The sequence below is a fragment of the Bradyrhizobium sp. USDA 4504 genome (assembly GCF_054063995.1).
On record NZ_JBSSGV010000001.1, the window covers coordinates 8,639,196 to 8,654,656 of the forward strand.

Here is a 15,461-nt window from a genome sequence, read left to right on the forward strand (position 1 = left end):
AGCCATGAATCAGATGTTGCAAGACCAAGACGTTCAAGCTTCTCAAGTCCAAACCCCCCAGGCAGAAAGCGCTCCCGATACGCCGGCCATTCCGCCGACGCCGGAGCATCCGCACTTCGCAAAGCCGCAGCGTGTTGCCTTCGTACAGTCGTCCTGGCATCGGGACGTGGTGGAAGAGTGCCGCATCTCCTTCCTGAAGGAGATCGAGGCGAGGCACATCACCAATGTCGATGTGTTCGAGGTGCCGGGCTCGTTCGAGATCCCGCTGCATGCCCAGCTGCTGGCGAAGACCCGCCGCTACACCGCGATCGTCGCGGCCGGGCTCGTCGTCGATGGCGGCATCTACCGCCACGAATTCGTCGCCGACACCGTGATCAAGGCGTTGATGGATGTGCAATTGCGCACCGAGGTGCCGGTGTTCTCGGCGGTGCTGACGCCGCAGCAATTCCACGAGACCGAGGTGCATTACGAGTTCTTCCGCAAGCACTTCGTCATCAAGGGGATCGAGGTCGCGGAAGCCTGCGCCAACACGCTGCTCAGCCTCGAGCGTCTGCGCGGCCAGGTCGCGGCGGGGATTCCCGGCTAGCATCGGCGGAAAAGCGATTCCGGCATGCGTGCCGGGATCGCTCTCGCCCGCGGCGCGTTCGGTTATGCTTGCGGCATAAAACCAAAACGCGCGGGAGGCGCCCCATGACCGAACAACATTCCTCCGACTGGCTCGGCCTGTCGGGCCGCGTTGCCGTCGTCACCGGCGGAGGCGGCGGTATCGGCCGCGCTACCGCGGTCAGTTTCGCGCGGGCCGGCGCCAGGGTCGCCGCGCTCGATCGCGACGAGCGCTCCCTCGCGGAGACCAAGGCAAAGCTTGGCGAGTTCGGCGACGGTCATCTCGTCGCGACCTGCGACACGACCAGCGAGGACAATGTCGCGGCAGCCGCCGACGCCGTCGCGCGCACGCTCGGCGCTTGCGACATCCTCGTCAACACCGCGGCGGTGCTGCGCCCGGGCGGGCTCGACACGCTGCCGCTCGCGGAGTGGAATGCGGTGCTGGCGGTCAATCTCACCGGCTATTTCATCTGCGCCCAGGCGTTCGGCCACCAGATGCGCAAGGCCGGACGCGGCAGCCTCATCCACGTCGCCTCGATCGCTGCCAGCAATGCGCAGGGGCAGAGCGGCGCCTACAGCGTCAGCAAGGCCGCGGTCGTCATGCTCTCGCAGCAACTCGCCGCCGAATGGGGGCCGCATGGCATCCGCAGCAATGTGGTGAGCCCCGGCCTTGTCGTGACGCCGATGAGCCAGGCCTTCTACGACACGCCAGGGGTCACCGAGCGGCGCACCGCCGTGGTGCCGATGCGCCGGATCGGCGCACCGCAGGACATGGCGGACGCGACCCTGTTCCTAGCCAGCGACCGCTCGTCATACGTCAATGGTGAGGAGATCATCGTCGATGGCGGCTATGCGCGGACGCTGATGAGCCACGTTCCACGGCCGGGGTTCTAACGCGTCTGGCGCCACATACTTGGTGTCGTCCCTGCGAAGGTGTTTGGTCCCTGCAGATTGGTTGGATGGAATCGGTGTAGAACGAGGCGTGGCCTTTGTTAGGGAGCGCCTCGTGTCATGGAACTGAGCTTGCACGCGAACGCCACGACGACGCCGAAGACGCGTGCCTACATCCAGCGCAGCAGGAAGTCGGTCGCCCAATTGGCGGCCGAGCTGGGGGTCAGCGAGACCACAATCTATCGCTGGCGCGGTCGCAGCACGGTCGAGGATCGCTCGCATCGGCCGAAGCACCTCACGACCAGCCTGTCCGCCCTTGAGGAACGGGCAGTGTGTGAGCTGCGGACATCGCTCCAATTGCCGCTGGACGACATCGTCGAGGTGATGCGGCGATGCATCAACGCCAAGCTGTCCCGTAGTGCGATCCACCGCTGCCTGCAGCGCAATGGCATCAGCCGGCTTGCCAAGCCTGACAAGCCCAAAGCCGGCGTCTTCGAGAATGCCAGTATCGGCTTCATCCATATCGACGTGAAGTATCTGCCGGCACTGCAGCGCCGCACCAGCTATGCCTTTGTCGCCATCGACCGCGCCACCCGCTACGTCTTCGTCGAGGTCCATTCCAGGCGGGACGGAGCGACCGCGACCGGTTTCCTTAAGCGCTTCCTGGCTGATTTTCCGCACCAGGTTCACACTATCCTCACCGACAACGGTGCCGAGTTCACCGACCGCTTCGCCGTCGACAAGAAGAACAAACCGGTCGGGAAGCCTTCCGGCGACCACCCCTTTGATCGGCTCTGCCGACAGTGCGGCATCCAGCATCGCCTGACCAAGCCCTACCATCCGCAGACCAACGGCCTCGTCGAACGCTTCAACCGGCGCATCGCCGAAGCCATTGGCCGCGAAACACAAACGGGGCAGCGCGCGCCGTACCTTTGTCAACCACGCCGACCGCGACACCTTCATCGCCAAGTTCGTCCACGACTACAATCGGACCCGCCTCAAATGCCTCGGCTACCTGGCGCCAATCCAGGCCCTCGCCAATCACACGGGACCGAACACGAAAGCAGGGACCCATAACCACGAATGTTTGTTGTCACGAAAGCTGGGGCCACAGTGGCTCTCCACAATGGAGGCCTGTGGTTATGGGTCCCGGCTTTCGCCGGGACGACAGTGGGGCTTAATCGAACAGGCTGGAAACCGACTCTTCCGCCGCGGTGCGGCCGATCGCTTCGGCAATCAGTCCGGCGATCGAGATCTGGCGGATGTTCGGTGCCTTGTTGACGGCTTCCGTCGGCAGGATCGAGTCGGTGATGACCAGTTCCTTCAGACGCGACGAGGCGATGCGCGCGGCGGCGCCGCCGGACAGCACGCCGTGGGTGATGTAGGCCGAGACTTCCTTGGCGCCGTGCGCGATCAGCGCCTCGGCCGCATTCACCAGAGTGCCGCCGGAATCGACGATGTCGTCGACCAGGATGCAGTTGTAGCCGGCGACGTCGCCGATCACGTTCATCACCTCGGACTCGCCGGGGCGCTCGCGGCGCTTGTCGACGATGGCGAGCGGGGTGTTGATGCGCTTGGCGAGGCCGCGGGCACGCGCCACGCCGCCGACGTCGGGCGACACCACCATCACCTTGGCGAGGTCGAACTTTTCTTTGATGTCGCGCACCATCAGGGGCGCCGCGAACAGGTTGTCGGTCGGGATGTCGAAGAAGCCCTGGATCTGGCCGGCATGCAGGTCGAGCGTCATGACGCGGTCGACGCCGGCGTGCGAGATCAGGTTGGCGACCAGCTTGGCCGAGATCGGCGTACGCGAGCCGGACCTGCGATCCTGCCTGGCATAACCGAAATAGGGCACCACCGCGGTGATGCGGCGCGCCGAGGAGCGGCGCAGCGCGTCGGTGATGATCAACAGTTCCATCAGATTGTCGTTGGCCGGAAACGACGTCGACTGCAGGATGAACATGTCCGAGCCGCGGACGTTCTCCTGGATCTCGACGAAGATCTCCATGTCGGCGAAGCGCCGGACCACGGCCTTGGTCAGTTCGATGCCAAGTCCCTTGGCGATGTCCTGCGCCAGCGCAGGATTGGAGTTGCCGGCGACGAGTTTGATTGATCCGTTCTTTGCCGACATCGATGCTTCCCCCCGCGCCTTGCTGGATACGACGTTCAGCATCTCAAGTCCTTACAGAACCGGCGGGTTTTCGGTGCGCGAGGGAATATCAGGCAGGCGCATCCGATGGCAACCCATTAGCCGGGCTTGGCCGCCGTTTTCCTGGGCAAAAAACGCATTTCCCCGGGCGATAACGGGGTTTAGTCGGCGGAATAGCCGAGCGCCACGGTCTCGGGCGCGGCGGCGGCCGGGGCGCTTGCCACCGTGGGCCCGCGGAGGTCCGGTGCCGGGGCGGGCGCGGGGCCGTCCGCCGGGCCGCCATTGATCATGCCGGACAGGCCGCTGAGGCCGGCCTGGGCGATCTTGCGCAGCACCAGGTCGTCGGCGGCGGCCCACGCGTCGCGGCCGGCCTTGCCGGCGGGCTCCTCGCCGGAGAGCCGCAGCGCGCGTTGCTGGTTGCTGTCGTAGACGTCCCACACCCACGCGATCATGGTGCGGCCGCGCACCACCTGAGCCGACAGATAGCTGCGCACGCGATAGGCGGCAGCGCCCTGGCGCGACACGATCGACAGGCTGCGCAGCTTGGACTCGCTGTCGAGCACGCCGACCATGCGGTCGAACACCTGGGGCGGCGGGCCGTCGATCGATTCGAACGCAACCGTTGCGCCGCTGCTTGCCGGCGTGGCCATGGCGTAGGAATCGGCCACGTTGCCGCCGGCCGCGCAGCCGCCAAGCGCGCACGCGATCGCGAGCCACGAGCATGCGATCGCGGCACGCACGGCTGTCCCAGTTTGAAACTGGCGGTTCGACGCTTCCCTCATTGCGTCCTGCGATATCGTTAAAACGGCTTAACGTCTAGGGCAGGACGGCCACAGCACTTAACCGATCCGGGCGGCGCGCCGCGAGGTTTCGGATTTCCCTGCTCAGTCAGAGAGATGGTGCCGCATGGCTGCAGTGATCCAGGCCCATTCGCGGTTCGGGCTCGCGTCCGGCGATTGCCCGCGCATGATGGCGACGAGCTCCCAATAGCGCGCCGCACGGGCGTCGTGCAGGGCATATTTGCCGCGGATCCAGTTGCGGAATTCCAGATCAGGTTTTCGCTTCAGCAATCGCGCCGATGTTTCCAGCCAGTCGCGGGCCAGCGCCTGGCCCACCTCCGACGTCGGGCCGAGGTCGGTCGCGATAATCTCCTTGGCTCTCGCCAGCACGGTTTCGTTGGCCGCTTGCCAGGCGGTGAGATCCAGCACGTGGTGATTCCAGACGTCCTCCGCGTTGGCGCGGATGTTGGCGACGAGGGAAGGGTCGTTGAGCATCTCCGAAAGCTCGATCCAGGCATCGCACTGCTCGGGCGTCGGCTCGTCGGGCAATTCGGGCACGCTGGTCTCGATCATCTGCCGGATCCATTTCCGGTCGATGTTGATACCGTCGGACACCTTCTCGAAAAAGCGTTCGACGACGTTGCGGCGCTCGGCGCGGGACAGCTGCGTCATGGTCAAAAATCTCCTCAAGTCTGCTTCGGTGAGTTGCGGTGAACGCAACGCAGCCCGCAGGGCCGAGGCGACGCGGCGCTGTGCCGCGATCTCCGCTTCCAGCGTCTCGAGGCGAAGCTGCAGCGCCTCGACCAGCGAGAGTTCCTTGGTCAGGACCTCGCGGATAGCATCGAGACCGAGCCCCGCATCGCGCAGACAGCGGATCAGGTCGAGGCGAACCAGTTCGTCGTCGGTGAAGACGCGATAGCCGCTCGCGGTGCGGCCGGCCGGCGGCAGCACCCCCTGGTCCGAATAGAAGCGGAGCTTGCGGACGGAAATTCCGCTGAGCCGTGCCGCCTCGCCGATGCTGTAGGTGCGTTGTGTCATGCGCCGCTTGTCCGGTCTCCAGCAGGTGGAGAGTCAAGACGCTTGTCGCACAAAAATCGCCAGATTTTATCTTGACGCGTTTTCTTCACCGCGAACCGGTATCCACTTCGCGGGAAAACGCGTTGGATGCCCGGCGTCAGCCTTCCAGCGCGATGGCGTGAACGAGTCGGCCGTAATCGGCTTCCTTGCGGTGCACGGAGCGGCGGTAGCTGAAGCAGCGCTCGTCGGAATAGGTGTCGATGCCGAGATCGTCGATCATCAGCACGCCGGCATTTTCCAGCCGCATGCGGATGAAGCCGGCAAGATCGAACATCGCGTGTCCGTCGCGTTCGGCGGGCATGAAGAACATGCCGTTCTCCGCATCGGCCTCGATGAAGCGTTCGACGAATTCGTTGCCAACCTCGTAGGATTCCTTGCGGATCAGCGGGCCGATGGCGGCGACGATGCCGCCGCGCTCGGCGCCGAGCTTCTCCATCGCGTCGATGGTCGATTCCAGCACGCCGGTCAGCGCGCCCTTCCAGCCGGCATGCGCCGCGCCGATCACCCGCGCATTGGGATCGACGAACAGGATCGGGCCGCAGTCGGCCGTCGTGACCGATATCGCAAGGCCCTCGGTGCGGGTGACGAGCGCGTCCGCCTTCGGGCGCGCGGCGCCATTCCATGGACCGGTCACGGCCACGACGTCAGGCGAGTGAACCTGATGCACGCTGACGAGGTGATCGAGCGGCACGCCGAGCTGCGCCGCCATCCGCCGCCGGTTCTCCGCGACCTTGGCTGGATCGTCACGCGAGCCGAGCCCGCCATTCAGCGCGGCATAGATGCCCTCCGACACGCCGCCCTCGCGCGAGAAGAAGGCATGGCGCAGGCCCGGAATGGCCGACAGCAGCGGTGATCCCAATGTCATTGTTCGGTCTCGTCAGGCTGATCGCTCAATCCGGCGATCGAGGTGAGGCGCGGGTCGGAGATGGCCATGACCTTGAACATCGAGCCCATCCCGCCGCGCCCGGAATCGGTCAGGCGCTTCAGCGCACCGGCAACGTCGGCGGAGACTTCGGGGCTTGCCTTCGCCATCAGCCCGGCCGCACGGGCCTCGACGCCGAGACGCTTGAGGAAGTCACCCTGCGTCGCCGGTCCGTGGACGCGCGCGCCGACATCCTCGGCGGCCCGCGCCAGGGCCTGGAAATCGACATGCGCGGTCACGTCGGCCTGTCCGGGGTTCTTCAGCGGGTCGGCGAAGCTGTGGCGCGCGATCGCCTGGAAGGTGTCGCCGGCGTCGCTGCGCAGATGGCCGTAATCGATGATCAGCGCGGCGCCGTCCTGGTCGCGCAGCCGCGTGGCGAGCTTCATGATCTCGTTGTCGGGCCGCCATTCGAACACTGCCCCGAGTGGCGCGGCGCGCACCAGCGGCGGCAGCAGCACCTCGAAATGCGGTGTCGGCTCGGGCGCGGGCGCGAAATACAGGTTGCCATTGGCATCCATCCCGACCGTCCGCTCGTGCCAGCCGGTCTCGCGGCGGACCATCTGGTGGATCGGCAGCACGTCGAAATATTCGTTGGCGAGGATCACCGCCGGTCCCTCGGGCACGTCGTCGATGTTGTCGTGCCAGGTGATGTTGCGCACGCCCGTCAGCGTGGCGTACTGCTTCTCGCGCAGCACCGGGTTGACCTCGACGAGGTGGATGCTGAGCGACTGGTAGAGCGGCGGCAGCACGCGCAGCGCACGCAGCGCGTCGGACATCATGGTGCCGCGGCCGGGCCCGAGCTCGATCAGGCGGAACGTCTCCGGCGAGCCGATCGCGCGCCAGATCGAGGCGCTCCACAGCCCGAGCAGTTCGCCGAACATCTGGCTGACCTCGGGCGCCGTGGTGAAATCGCCCTCGCGGCCGAGCGGATCACGCGACAGATAGTAGCCGTACCGCGGATGCATCAGGCACAATTCCATGTAGCGCCAGACCGGCATCGGCCCGGACAGCTTGATCAGCTTCCTGATCTCATCCAGCAGCGGGGAGGGTTCGTTCACGGCCTTCCTTGGATTGCACTTGCTTTGGATTGAACTTGTTCAGGTTGAACTCGGTGCCGGACCGTTCGCCCTGCGGCGGACGGCGGCCGTGATGATGATAACGCCCACGATGATCATTGGCACCGACAGCAGCATGCCCATGGTTAGTCCGCCCCACAGGAATCCGAGTTGCGGGTCGGGCTCCCTGAAGTGCTCGCCGATGATTCGGGCAACGCCATAGATCGTGATGAAGCTGCCGAGGATCAGGCCGGGACGCTTGAGCGCACCCATCCGGATCATGATCGCCAGCGCCGCGAACAGCACGATGCCCTCGAGCCCGGCCTCGTAGAGCTGGCTCGGATGCCGCGGCAGCGGCCCGCCATTAGGGAAGATCATGGCCCAGGGCAGGCTCGGATCGGCGTGACGGCCCCATAATTCGCTGTTGATGAAATTGGCAAGCCGGCCGAGGAACAGCCCGATCGGCGCGACCGCGGTGGTGATGTCACCGAGCGACAGGATCGGGATGTTGTTGCGGCGGGCAAACAGCATCACCGCGGCGACGCAGCCGAGGAAGCCGCCGTGGAACGACATGCCGCCCTTCCACAATTCGAGGATTTCGGCCGGATGCGCGATGAAGAAGGGCAAATTGTAGAACAGCACATAGCCGGTGCGGCCGCCGACGATGATGCCGATGGTGACCCAGAGGATGAAATCGTCGAGCTGCGGCAGCGTGATCGGCGCCGGGCCGCCCCACAGCCGCTCCTTCTTGATCAGCGAGCGAGCGTAGATCCAGCCCAGCACGATGCCGACGATGTAGGCAAGCGCATACCAGCGGATCACGATCGGCCCGAGCGAGAGCGCGACGGGATTGAACACCGGAAAGTCGATCAGCAGGAACGGCATCGTGCGTCTTGAGGCTCAGCCCACGAGGTTGCGCCGGTAAAGCGCGAGGAGCCGCTCCCAATGGCGTTCGGCGGCGTCGCGGTCATAGACCGGACGCTTGGGGAACGCAAAGCCGTGATGCGTGCCGGGATAGATCTCGACCTCGTTGTTCGATCCCTTCATGCCGGCCTTCACCTGCTCGATGATGTCCTGTGGCGCGTAGATATCGGTCTCGGCGCAGGCGAAATAGAGTTCGGCCTTTGTCTTTTGCGCGGCAAGATGCGGACTGTCGGGCTGGTCGGTCGCCAGATGCGTGCCGTAGACCGAGGCGGCGGCCTTCACGCGATCGCCGAAATGCGTCGCCGCGTTCACCGCATAGCGGCCGCTCATGCAATAGCCGACAGTGCCGATGATCCTGGTGTTGGCGGCCTTCTGCGTCTCGGCATAGGCGAGCAGGCCCTTGGTGTCTTCCATCACCAGCGGGATGTTGAGCGAGTGCATCAGCTCGAACATGCGCTTGCGCTCGGGCGATTCCGGATCGGGATTGATCGGGCCGAGCTCCATCACGCCGGCGCGGTAATACATATTGGGCAGCATCACATAATAGCCTGACGTGCCGAGCCGGCGCGCCATGTCGCGCAGCTCCTCGCGGATCGCCGGCGCGTCCATGTAGAAGATGACGACGGGGAAGGGGCCGCCGCGCTCGGGATGGGTGATGAAGGTGGTGGTCTTGCCGTCCTTGGTCGGGATCTCGACGGTCTGGTCGATCATGGCGTTTCTGCTCGCGTTATGTGTGCGATTTCTGTTGTGAGTTCATACGATTGCAAGGAAACCGGAGCATGACAAGGCAAGCCTCGGGAGGCCTGCCATTCGCGGCGGACTTGAACCGGATGGCTGAGATCGCCATTGTCTTTGGCGCGAGGCAGTGAACGCGGAGAGTTTTGCGAAATGACCCAGACCAGCAACCGGTTTTTCGATGAGATCGGCCGTCTGATGAACGATGCCGCGGGCGCCGCCCAGGGCGTCAAGCGCGAGGTCGACACGGTCATGCGCAACCAGGCGGAACGGATCTTGCGCGACCTCGACGTGGTCAAGCGCGAGGAATTCGACGCGGTCAAGGACATGGCCCGCCTGGCGCGCGAGGAGAACGAGGCGCTGAAGGCGAGGATCGCGGCGCTGGAGGCCAAGCTCGGCGGTACGGTCGGCTGATACGGCCCGGAGCGCAGCCCCGTAGCGGATGGAGCGAAGCGCAATCCGGGGCCGGCCCGCGGAGGCAGTGGTCCCGGATTTCGCTTCGCTCCATCCGGGCTACGATCCTCGCTCGGTAACCCAAGAAAAATCCCTTCATTTCCTTGTCATTTCGGCCCTTTGGGGCTAAAAGCCCGCCACGTCCGCGGCCCCCGCACCCCTGGAGGCTTGCTGTGGACCTGAGCATGGGCCGCGCTGCGGCCTTTAACTTTTTAAATACAAGGACTTAACGCTATGGCGACCGTCAAGGAATTGAAGGCGACCGCGCGTCCGAAGAGCGGCAAGGGGGCCGCCCGGGCAGAGCGTCGCGCCGGGAGAGTTCCCGGAGTGATCTACGGAGACAACCAGCCCCCCGTCACCATCTCGGTCGACGACCGTGAACTGCGCCAGCGCATCCTGGCGGGCCGGTTCCTCACCACGCTGTTCGACATCGATCTCGAGGGCAAGAAGCATCGCGTGATTCCGCGCGACTACCACCTCGACCCGGTGAAGGACTTCCCGGTCCATGTCGACTTCATGCGGCTCGGCGAAGGCGCCACCATCCGCGTCAGCGTGCCGCTGCACGTCGTGAACGCCGAAACCGCCCCCGGCGTCAAGCGCGGCGGCACCGTGAACATCGTCACCCACGCGCTCGAGCTCGAATGCGCGGTCGACAACATTCCGCAATACATCGAAGCCGACGTCGGCAGCCTCGAGATCAGCCACTCGCTGCATCTCACCGACATCAAGCTGCCCAAGGGCGTGAAGTCGCTGACCCGCGAGGACGCGACCCTGGTCACCCTCGTGCCGCCGTCCGGCTACGCCGAAGAGCAGAAGGCCGCGGCTGCGGCTGCTGCCGGTGGCGCTGCTCCGGCCGCGGGTGCTGCAGCTCCGGCCGCTGCGGCGGTTCCGGCTGCGGGTGCTGCGGCTCCGGCCGCGGGTGCCAAGGCTCCCGCCGGTGGCGACAAGAAGAAGTAATCGATCAGGTCGGCGCGCGATCGTCTGATGGCGCGCCGACGCGGGATGCCGCGCCATGCGCCTCTTTGTCGGTCTCGGTAATCCCGGCGCGAAATACGCCAGCAACCGGCACAATATCGGTTTCCTGGCGGTCGATGAGATTGCACGGCGTCATGGTTTCGGACCATGGCGCCGTCGCTTTCAGGGCGAGACCTCCGAGGGCGTCGTCGATCGCGAGAAGGTCGTGCTGCTGAAGCCGACCACCTACATGAACGAGTCCGGGCGCGCGGTGCAGGAAGCGGCGAACTTCTTCAAGCTCGCGCCCTCCGACATCATCGTGTTCCAGGACGAGCTCGAACTGCCGCCCGCCAAGGTGCGGGTCAAGATCGGCGGCGGGATCGCCGGCCACAACGGCCTGCGCTCGATCTCCGCGCATATCGGCAACGAGTATCGGCGGGTGCGGCTCGGGATCGGTCATCCCGGCGTCAAGGAGCTCGTGCACAGCCACGTGCTGTCGGACTTCGCCAAGAGCGACCGGGCGTGGGTGGAGGCCTTGTGCCAGGCCGTCGCCGACAATGCCGGCCTGCTGGCTGCGGGGCACGACGCGTCGTTCGCCAACAAGGTGCATCTGACGATGCAGGCCAAAGGATTTTTCGACAAGGGTGAGAACGGCGGCGAGAAGCCGGCCTGATCTCCCTTTCGTCATCGGCACGAGCCCGCCATGACGAACCAGAGATTATTGAGGAAGACATGGGATTCAAATGCGGGATCGTCGGGCTGCCTAACGTCGGCAAGTCGACGCTGTTCAATGCGCTGACCGAGACGGCGGCCGCCCAGGCGGCGAACTATCCGTTCTGCACCATCGAGCCGAATGTCGGCGAGGTTGCGGTGCCCGATCCGCGGCTGGAGAAGCTCGCGGCGGTCGCGAAGTCGGCGCAGATCATTCCGACCCGGCTGACCTTCGTCGACATCGCGGGCGTCGTCCGCGGCGCGTCGCAGGGCGAAGGTCTCGGCAACCAGTTCCTCGCCAACATCCGCGAGGTCGACGCCATCGCCCATGTGGTGCGCTGCTTCGAGGATTCCGACATCACCCATGTCGAAGGCAAGATCGCGCCGCTCGCCGACGTCGAGACCATCGAGACCGAGCTGATGCTGTCCGATCTCGACAGCCTCGAGAAGCGCGTCGACAACCTCTCGAAGAAGGCCAAGGGCAACGACAAGGAAGCCAAGGAGCAGCTCGAGCTGGTCAACCGCGCGCTGGTGTTGCTGCGCGACGGCAAGCCTGCCCGCGGACTGGAACGCAAGCCGGAGGAGGAGCGTGCGTTCCGCATGCTCGGGCTCTTGACCTCGAAGCCCGTGCTCTACGTCTGCAACGTCGAGGAAGGCTCGGCCATGGACGGCAACAATTTCTCCAAGGCAGTGTTCGAGCGCGCCAAGGAGGAGGGCGCGGTCGCGGTCGTGATCTCGGCCAAGATCGAATCCGAAATCGCGACGTTGTCGCGTGAGGAACGCACTGACTTCCTGGAGACGCTGGGTCTGGAAGAGGCCGGCCTCGATCGGCTGATCCGCGCCGGCTACCGGCTGCTCGATCTCATCACCTATTTCACCGTCGGCCCGAAGGAAGCCCGCGCCTGGACCATCGACCGCGGCACCAAGGCGCCCGCTGCCGCCGGCGTGATCCATACCGATTTCGAGAAGGGCTTCATCCGTGCCGAGACCATCGCCTATGCCGACTACATCGCCGGCAACGGCGAAGCCGGCGCGCGCGATGCCGGCAAGCTGCGGCTTGAAGGCAAGGAGTACGTCGTCGCCGACGGCGACGTCATGCATTTCAGATTCAATACCTGAGCATCGATTTCGAGAGAGCTTTTTCCCCACGTCGTCCCGGCGAAGGCCGGGACGACGCTGAATGTGCGGGTGCCGCTCTTTCCCACGTCGTCCCGGGCAAGCGAAGCGCGACCCGGGACCCATAACCACAGGGTCGCGTTGTTGAAGCGAGCTGTGGCCTAGCTCGCTCCATCCCGGCGTCCTGTGATTATGGGTCCCTGCTTTCGCAGGGACGACATCGAGTATGGGGTGGCGCTTAGATCACCTATCCGCACGGCCGATCACGTCCATCAACTCGGCGATCTTGCGCCGCTGGTCGGCCTTGTCGCCGGACGAGATCGCATGCTCGACGCAATGCGCCACATGATCGCGCAGCACCTCTTCCTCGACGCGGCGCAGCGCCGCGCGCGCGGCCGCGATCTGCGTCACCACGTCGATGCAATAGCGGTCGTCCTCGACCATGGCGGCCAATCCGCGGATCTGACCTTCGATCCGTTTGAGCCGTTTTAAGCAGGATGTCTTGACCTCGTCTCTCATAGGTCTCATATACCCCCCTAGGGTATCTAAATCAAGAGGTCGGATTACCGGCCGGGAAGAGTTTCGTGGCACACGCAAAGCACGACCATTCGCACGCGGATCATCACCACAATGGCGCGGCCGCGCATTCCTGCTGCGGCGGCAAGCATGATCACGACACGCCGCCGGCCGAGACGGCGTTCGCGATCGATCCGGTCTGCGGCATGAAGGTCGACCCGGCGACCGCCAAGCATCGCTTCAGCTACCAGGGCGAGGAGTACCTGTTCTGCAGCGGCCGCTGCCGCGAGCGTTTCGAGGCCGACCCTCAGAAGTATCTCAAGCCGCGTGAAGAGGAGCCGCCGGCGCCCGCGGGCACCATCTACACCTGCCCGATGCATCCCGAGGTGCGCCAGGTCGGCCCCGGCAGCTGCCCGATCTGCGGCATGGCGCTGGAGCCCGAGCAGGTCTCGCTCGACGACGGTCCCGATCCTGAACTGATCGACATGACGCGGCGGTTCTGGATCGGTCTCGCGCTGACCGTGCCGGTGTTCGTGCTCGAGATGGGCAGCCATCTCGGATTGATGCAGCTGGTGCCGCAGCACTGGTCGAACTGGGTCTCACTCGTGCTGGCGACGCCGGTCGTGCTGTGGGCCGGCGCGCCGTTCTTCGTGCGCGGCTGGCAGTCGCTGGTCACCCGCAATCTCAACATGTTCACGCTGATCGCGATGGGCACCGGCGTTGCCTATGTCTACAGCGTGGTCGCGACGCTGGCGCCGCAGCTATTCCCGCCCGCGTTCCGCGACATGCATGGCGCGGTCGCGGTGTATTTCGAGGCGGCGGCGGTGATCACGGTGCTGGTGCTGCTTGGCCAGGTGCTGGAATTGCGCGCCCGCGCGCAGACCTCGGGCGCGATCCGCGCGCTGCTCGGTCTCGCGCCGAAGACCGCGCGGCGCATCACCGATCATGGCGACGAGGACATCGACATCGATGCGATCAAGGTCGGCGACCGCCTTCGCGTGCGGCCGGGCGAGAAGGTTCCGGTCGACGGCGTCGTCGTCGAGGGCAGTGCGGTCATTGATGAGTCCATGGTCACAGGCGAGTCGATGCCGGTCACGAAGGCCGAAGGCGCGAGCGTGATCGGCGGTACGGTCAACCAGAGCGGCGGCCTCGTGATGCGCGCCGAGAAGATCGGCCGCGACACCATGCTGTCGCGGATCGTCGACATGGTGGCGAAGGCGCAGCGCTCACGCGCGCCGATTCAGCGGCTCGCCGATCGCGTCGCCGGCTGGTTCGTGCCGGCGGTGATCGCCGCTGCCGTGCTCGCCTTCATCGCCTGGACGGTGTTCGGCCCTGAGCCGCGCCTGACCTTCGCGCTGGTCGCCGCCGTCACGGTGCTGATCATCGCCTGTCCGTGCGCGCTGGGATTGGCGACGCCGATGTCGATCATGGTCGGCGTCGGCCGCGGCGCGCATTCCGGCATCCTGATCCGCGACGCGCAGGCGCTGGAGCGGATGGAGGCGATCGACACGCTGGTCATCGACAAGACCGGAACGCTCACCGAAGGCAAGCCGAAGGTCGTGCGCGTCATTGCCGCCGAAGGATTCGACGAGAGCGATCTGCTGCGCGTTGCCGCCAGTGTCGAGCAGGGCAGCGAGCACCCGCTGGCGCAGGCGATTATCGCCGCCGCCGGGGAGCGCAAGCTCGCATCGTCCGCCGTCAGCAATTTCGCCTCGCCCTCCGGCAAGGGCGCGACCGGCACGGTCGGGGGCAGGCAGGTTGCGCTCGGCAACGCGGTGCTGATGGCCGAGCTGAAGATCGCGACGGCAGCGCTCGACGAGGCGGCCGAGGCCGCACGGCGGGACGGCGCGACGGCGATCTATGTCGCGGTCGACGGCCGCATCGCCGGGGTGATCGCGATTGCCGATCCGGTGAAGCCGTCCGCGACCAGCGCGCTGCAGGCACTGCGTGCCGAGGGCCTGCGCATCGTGATGCTGACCGGCGACAACGAGACCACCGCGCGGGCGGTGGCAAAGACGCTCGGCATCGGCGACGTCGAGGCCGGCGTTCTGCCGGAGCGCAAGAGCGAGGTCGTGCAGCGGCTGCGCGGCGAGGGGCGCACCGTCGCGATGGCCGGCGACGGCGTCAATGACGCACCGGCGCTCGCCGCCGCCGATGTCGGCATCGCGATGGGCGGCGGCACCGACGTCGCGATCGAGAGCGCCGGCGTCACGCTGCTCACCGGCGACCTGATGGGCCTGGTGCGCGCGCGGCGGCTGTCGGTCGCGACCATGCGCAACATCCGCCAGAACCTGGCGTTCGCGTTCGTCTACAACGCCGCCGGCGTGCCAATCGCAGCCGGCGTGCTGTATCCGCTGTTCGGCATCCTGCTGTCGCCGATGGTCGGCGCCGCCGCGATGGCGCTGTCTTCGGTCAGCGTGATCGGCAATGCGCTGCGGCTTTCGCAGGTGAAGCTGGACTAGGCGTCTCTTACCTCGCCCCGCTTGCGGGGAGAGGTCGGATCGCATCGCAAAATGCGATCCGGGTGAGGGGGACTCTCCACGAGTCTGTCTCTCGCCTTTTGTGCGGAAGCAGCC

At 65.7% G+C, this 15,461-nt stretch carries 16 protein-coding genes; 8 read left to right on the forward strand and 8 right to left on the reverse strand.

Translation table 11 applies throughout. The annotated features are described in order from the left end of the window. The first annotated feature begins 4 nt into the window (after window positions 1-4). The 3 genes from ACVMB1_RS40605 (at window position 5) to ACVMB1_RS40615 (ending at window position 2,571) form a co-directional block, all read left to right on the forward strand. A complete protein-coding gene (locus ACVMB1_RS40605) occupies window positions 5-586 on the forward strand; it encodes a 6,7-dimethyl-8-ribityllumazine synthase (RefSeq protein ID WP_057016614.1) in 582 nt (193 codons plus the stop codon). 104 nt (window positions 587-690) lie between these two features. Next, window positions 691-1,497, forward strand: coding sequence for an SDR family NAD(P)-dependent oxidoreductase (locus ACVMB1_RS40610; protein WP_076825526.1), 807 nt, complete (start codon window positions 691-693; stop codon window positions 1,495-1,497). A 117-nt stretch (window positions 1,498-1,614) separates the two neighbouring features. Beyond that, window positions 1,615-2,571: a DDE-type integrase/transposase/recombinase gene (locus tag ACVMB1_RS40615; RefSeq protein ID WP_141342031.1), complete on the forward strand. Its 957-nt coding sequence runs from the start codon at window positions 1,615-1,617 to the stop codon at window positions 2,569-2,571. A gap of 100 nt (window positions 2,572-2,671) precedes the next feature. Here ACVMB1_RS40615 and ACVMB1_RS40620 read toward each other — a convergent pair whose 3' ends face one another. The 7 genes from ACVMB1_RS40620 to ACVMB1_RS40650 form a co-directional block, all read right to left on the reverse strand. Next, on the reverse strand, window positions 2,672-3,625 hold the full coding sequence (locus tag ACVMB1_RS40620) for a ribose-phosphate pyrophosphokinase (protein WP_028344316.1): 954 nt from the start codon (window positions 3,623-3,625) through the stop codon (window positions 2,672-2,674). 179 nt (window positions 3,626-3,804) lie between these two features. After that, window positions 3,805-4,425: a hypothetical protein gene (locus ACVMB1_RS40625; protein WP_076825524.1), complete on the reverse strand. Its 621-nt coding sequence runs from the start codon at window positions 4,423-4,425 to the stop codon at window positions 3,805-3,807. 102 nt (window positions 4,426-4,527) lie between these two features. Next, window positions 4,528-5,460, reverse strand: a complete 933-nt coding sequence (locus ACVMB1_RS40630; RefSeq protein WP_076825522.1) for a MerR family transcriptional regulator — start codon at window positions 5,458-5,460, stop codon at window positions 4,528-4,530. 136 nt (window positions 5,461-5,596) lie between these two features. Continuing rightward, window positions 5,597-6,364 (reverse strand): peptidoglycan editing factor PgeF, encoded by a 768-nt coding sequence (gene pgeF / locus ACVMB1_RS40635; protein ID WP_076825521.1) that lies wholly within the window; start codon window positions 6,362-6,364, stop codon window positions 5,597-5,599. Continuing rightward, complete coding sequence (locus ACVMB1_RS40640) at window positions 6,361-7,419, reverse strand: class I SAM-dependent methyltransferase (RefSeq protein WP_076825587.1); 1,059 nt, start codon at window positions 7,417-7,419, stop codon at window positions 6,361-6,363. The genes pgeF and ACVMB1_RS40640 overlap by 4 nt, the downstream gene beginning before the upstream one ends. A gap of 99 nt (window positions 7,420-7,518) precedes the next feature. Further along, a complete protein-coding gene (gene lgt / locus ACVMB1_RS40645; RefSeq protein WP_057016609.1) occupies window positions 7,519-8,361 on the reverse strand; it encodes a prolipoprotein diacylglyceryl transferase in 843 nt (280 codons plus the stop codon). Window positions 8,362-8,376: 15 nt separating this feature from the next. Further along, window positions 8,377-9,111 carry a dienelactone hydrolase family protein gene (locus ACVMB1_RS40650; RefSeq protein WP_057016608.1) on the reverse strand — a complete coding sequence of 245 codons (735 nt, stop codon included), beginning with the start codon at window positions 9,109-9,111 and terminating at the stop codon, window positions 8,377-8,379. Between the two features lie 177 nt (window positions 9,112-9,288). Between ACVMB1_RS40650 and ACVMB1_RS40655 the strand changes: the two genes are divergently transcribed. The 4 genes from ACVMB1_RS40655 (at window position 9,289) to ychF (ending at window position 12,372) form a co-directional block, all read left to right on the forward strand. After that, window positions 9,289-9,549: an accessory factor UbiK family protein gene (locus ACVMB1_RS40655; protein ID WP_028333099.1), complete on the forward strand. Its 261-nt coding sequence runs from the start codon at window positions 9,289-9,291 to the stop codon at window positions 9,547-9,549. A gap of 273 nt (window positions 9,550-9,822) precedes the next feature. Then, complete coding sequence (locus ACVMB1_RS40660) at window positions 9,823-10,545, forward strand: 50S ribosomal protein L25/general stress protein Ctc (protein WP_141340935.1); 723 nt, start codon at window positions 9,823-9,825, stop codon at window positions 10,543-10,545. Between the two features lie 55 nt (window positions 10,546-10,600). After that, a complete protein-coding gene (pth, locus tag ACVMB1_RS40665; protein WP_076825517.1) occupies window positions 10,601-11,215 on the forward strand; it encodes an aminoacyl-tRNA hydrolase in 615 nt (204 codons plus the stop codon). Between the two features lie 59 nt (window positions 11,216-11,274). Further along, entirely contained in the window at window positions 11,275-12,372 is a 1,098-nt protein-coding gene (gene ychF, locus ACVMB1_RS40670) for a redox-regulated ATPase YchF (RefSeq protein ID WP_456849745.1), read from the forward strand. A gap of 240 nt (window positions 12,373-12,612) precedes the next feature. Here the strand turns inward: ychF and ACVMB1_RS40675 are convergent, their stop codons facing one another. After that, window positions 12,613-12,888 (reverse strand): metal-sensitive transcriptional regulator, encoded by a 276-nt coding sequence (locus ACVMB1_RS40675; protein WP_018269815.1) that lies wholly within the window; start codon window positions 12,886-12,888, stop codon window positions 12,613-12,615. A 65-nt stretch (window positions 12,889-12,953) separates the two neighbouring features. Between ACVMB1_RS40675 and ACVMB1_RS40680 the strand changes: the two genes are divergently transcribed. Continuing rightward, a complete protein-coding gene (locus tag ACVMB1_RS40680) occupies window positions 12,954-15,347 on the forward strand; it encodes a heavy metal translocating P-type ATPase (RefSeq protein WP_057017025.1) in 2,394 nt (797 codons plus the stop codon). The last annotated feature ends 114 nt before the right edge of the window (window positions 15,348-15,461 follow it).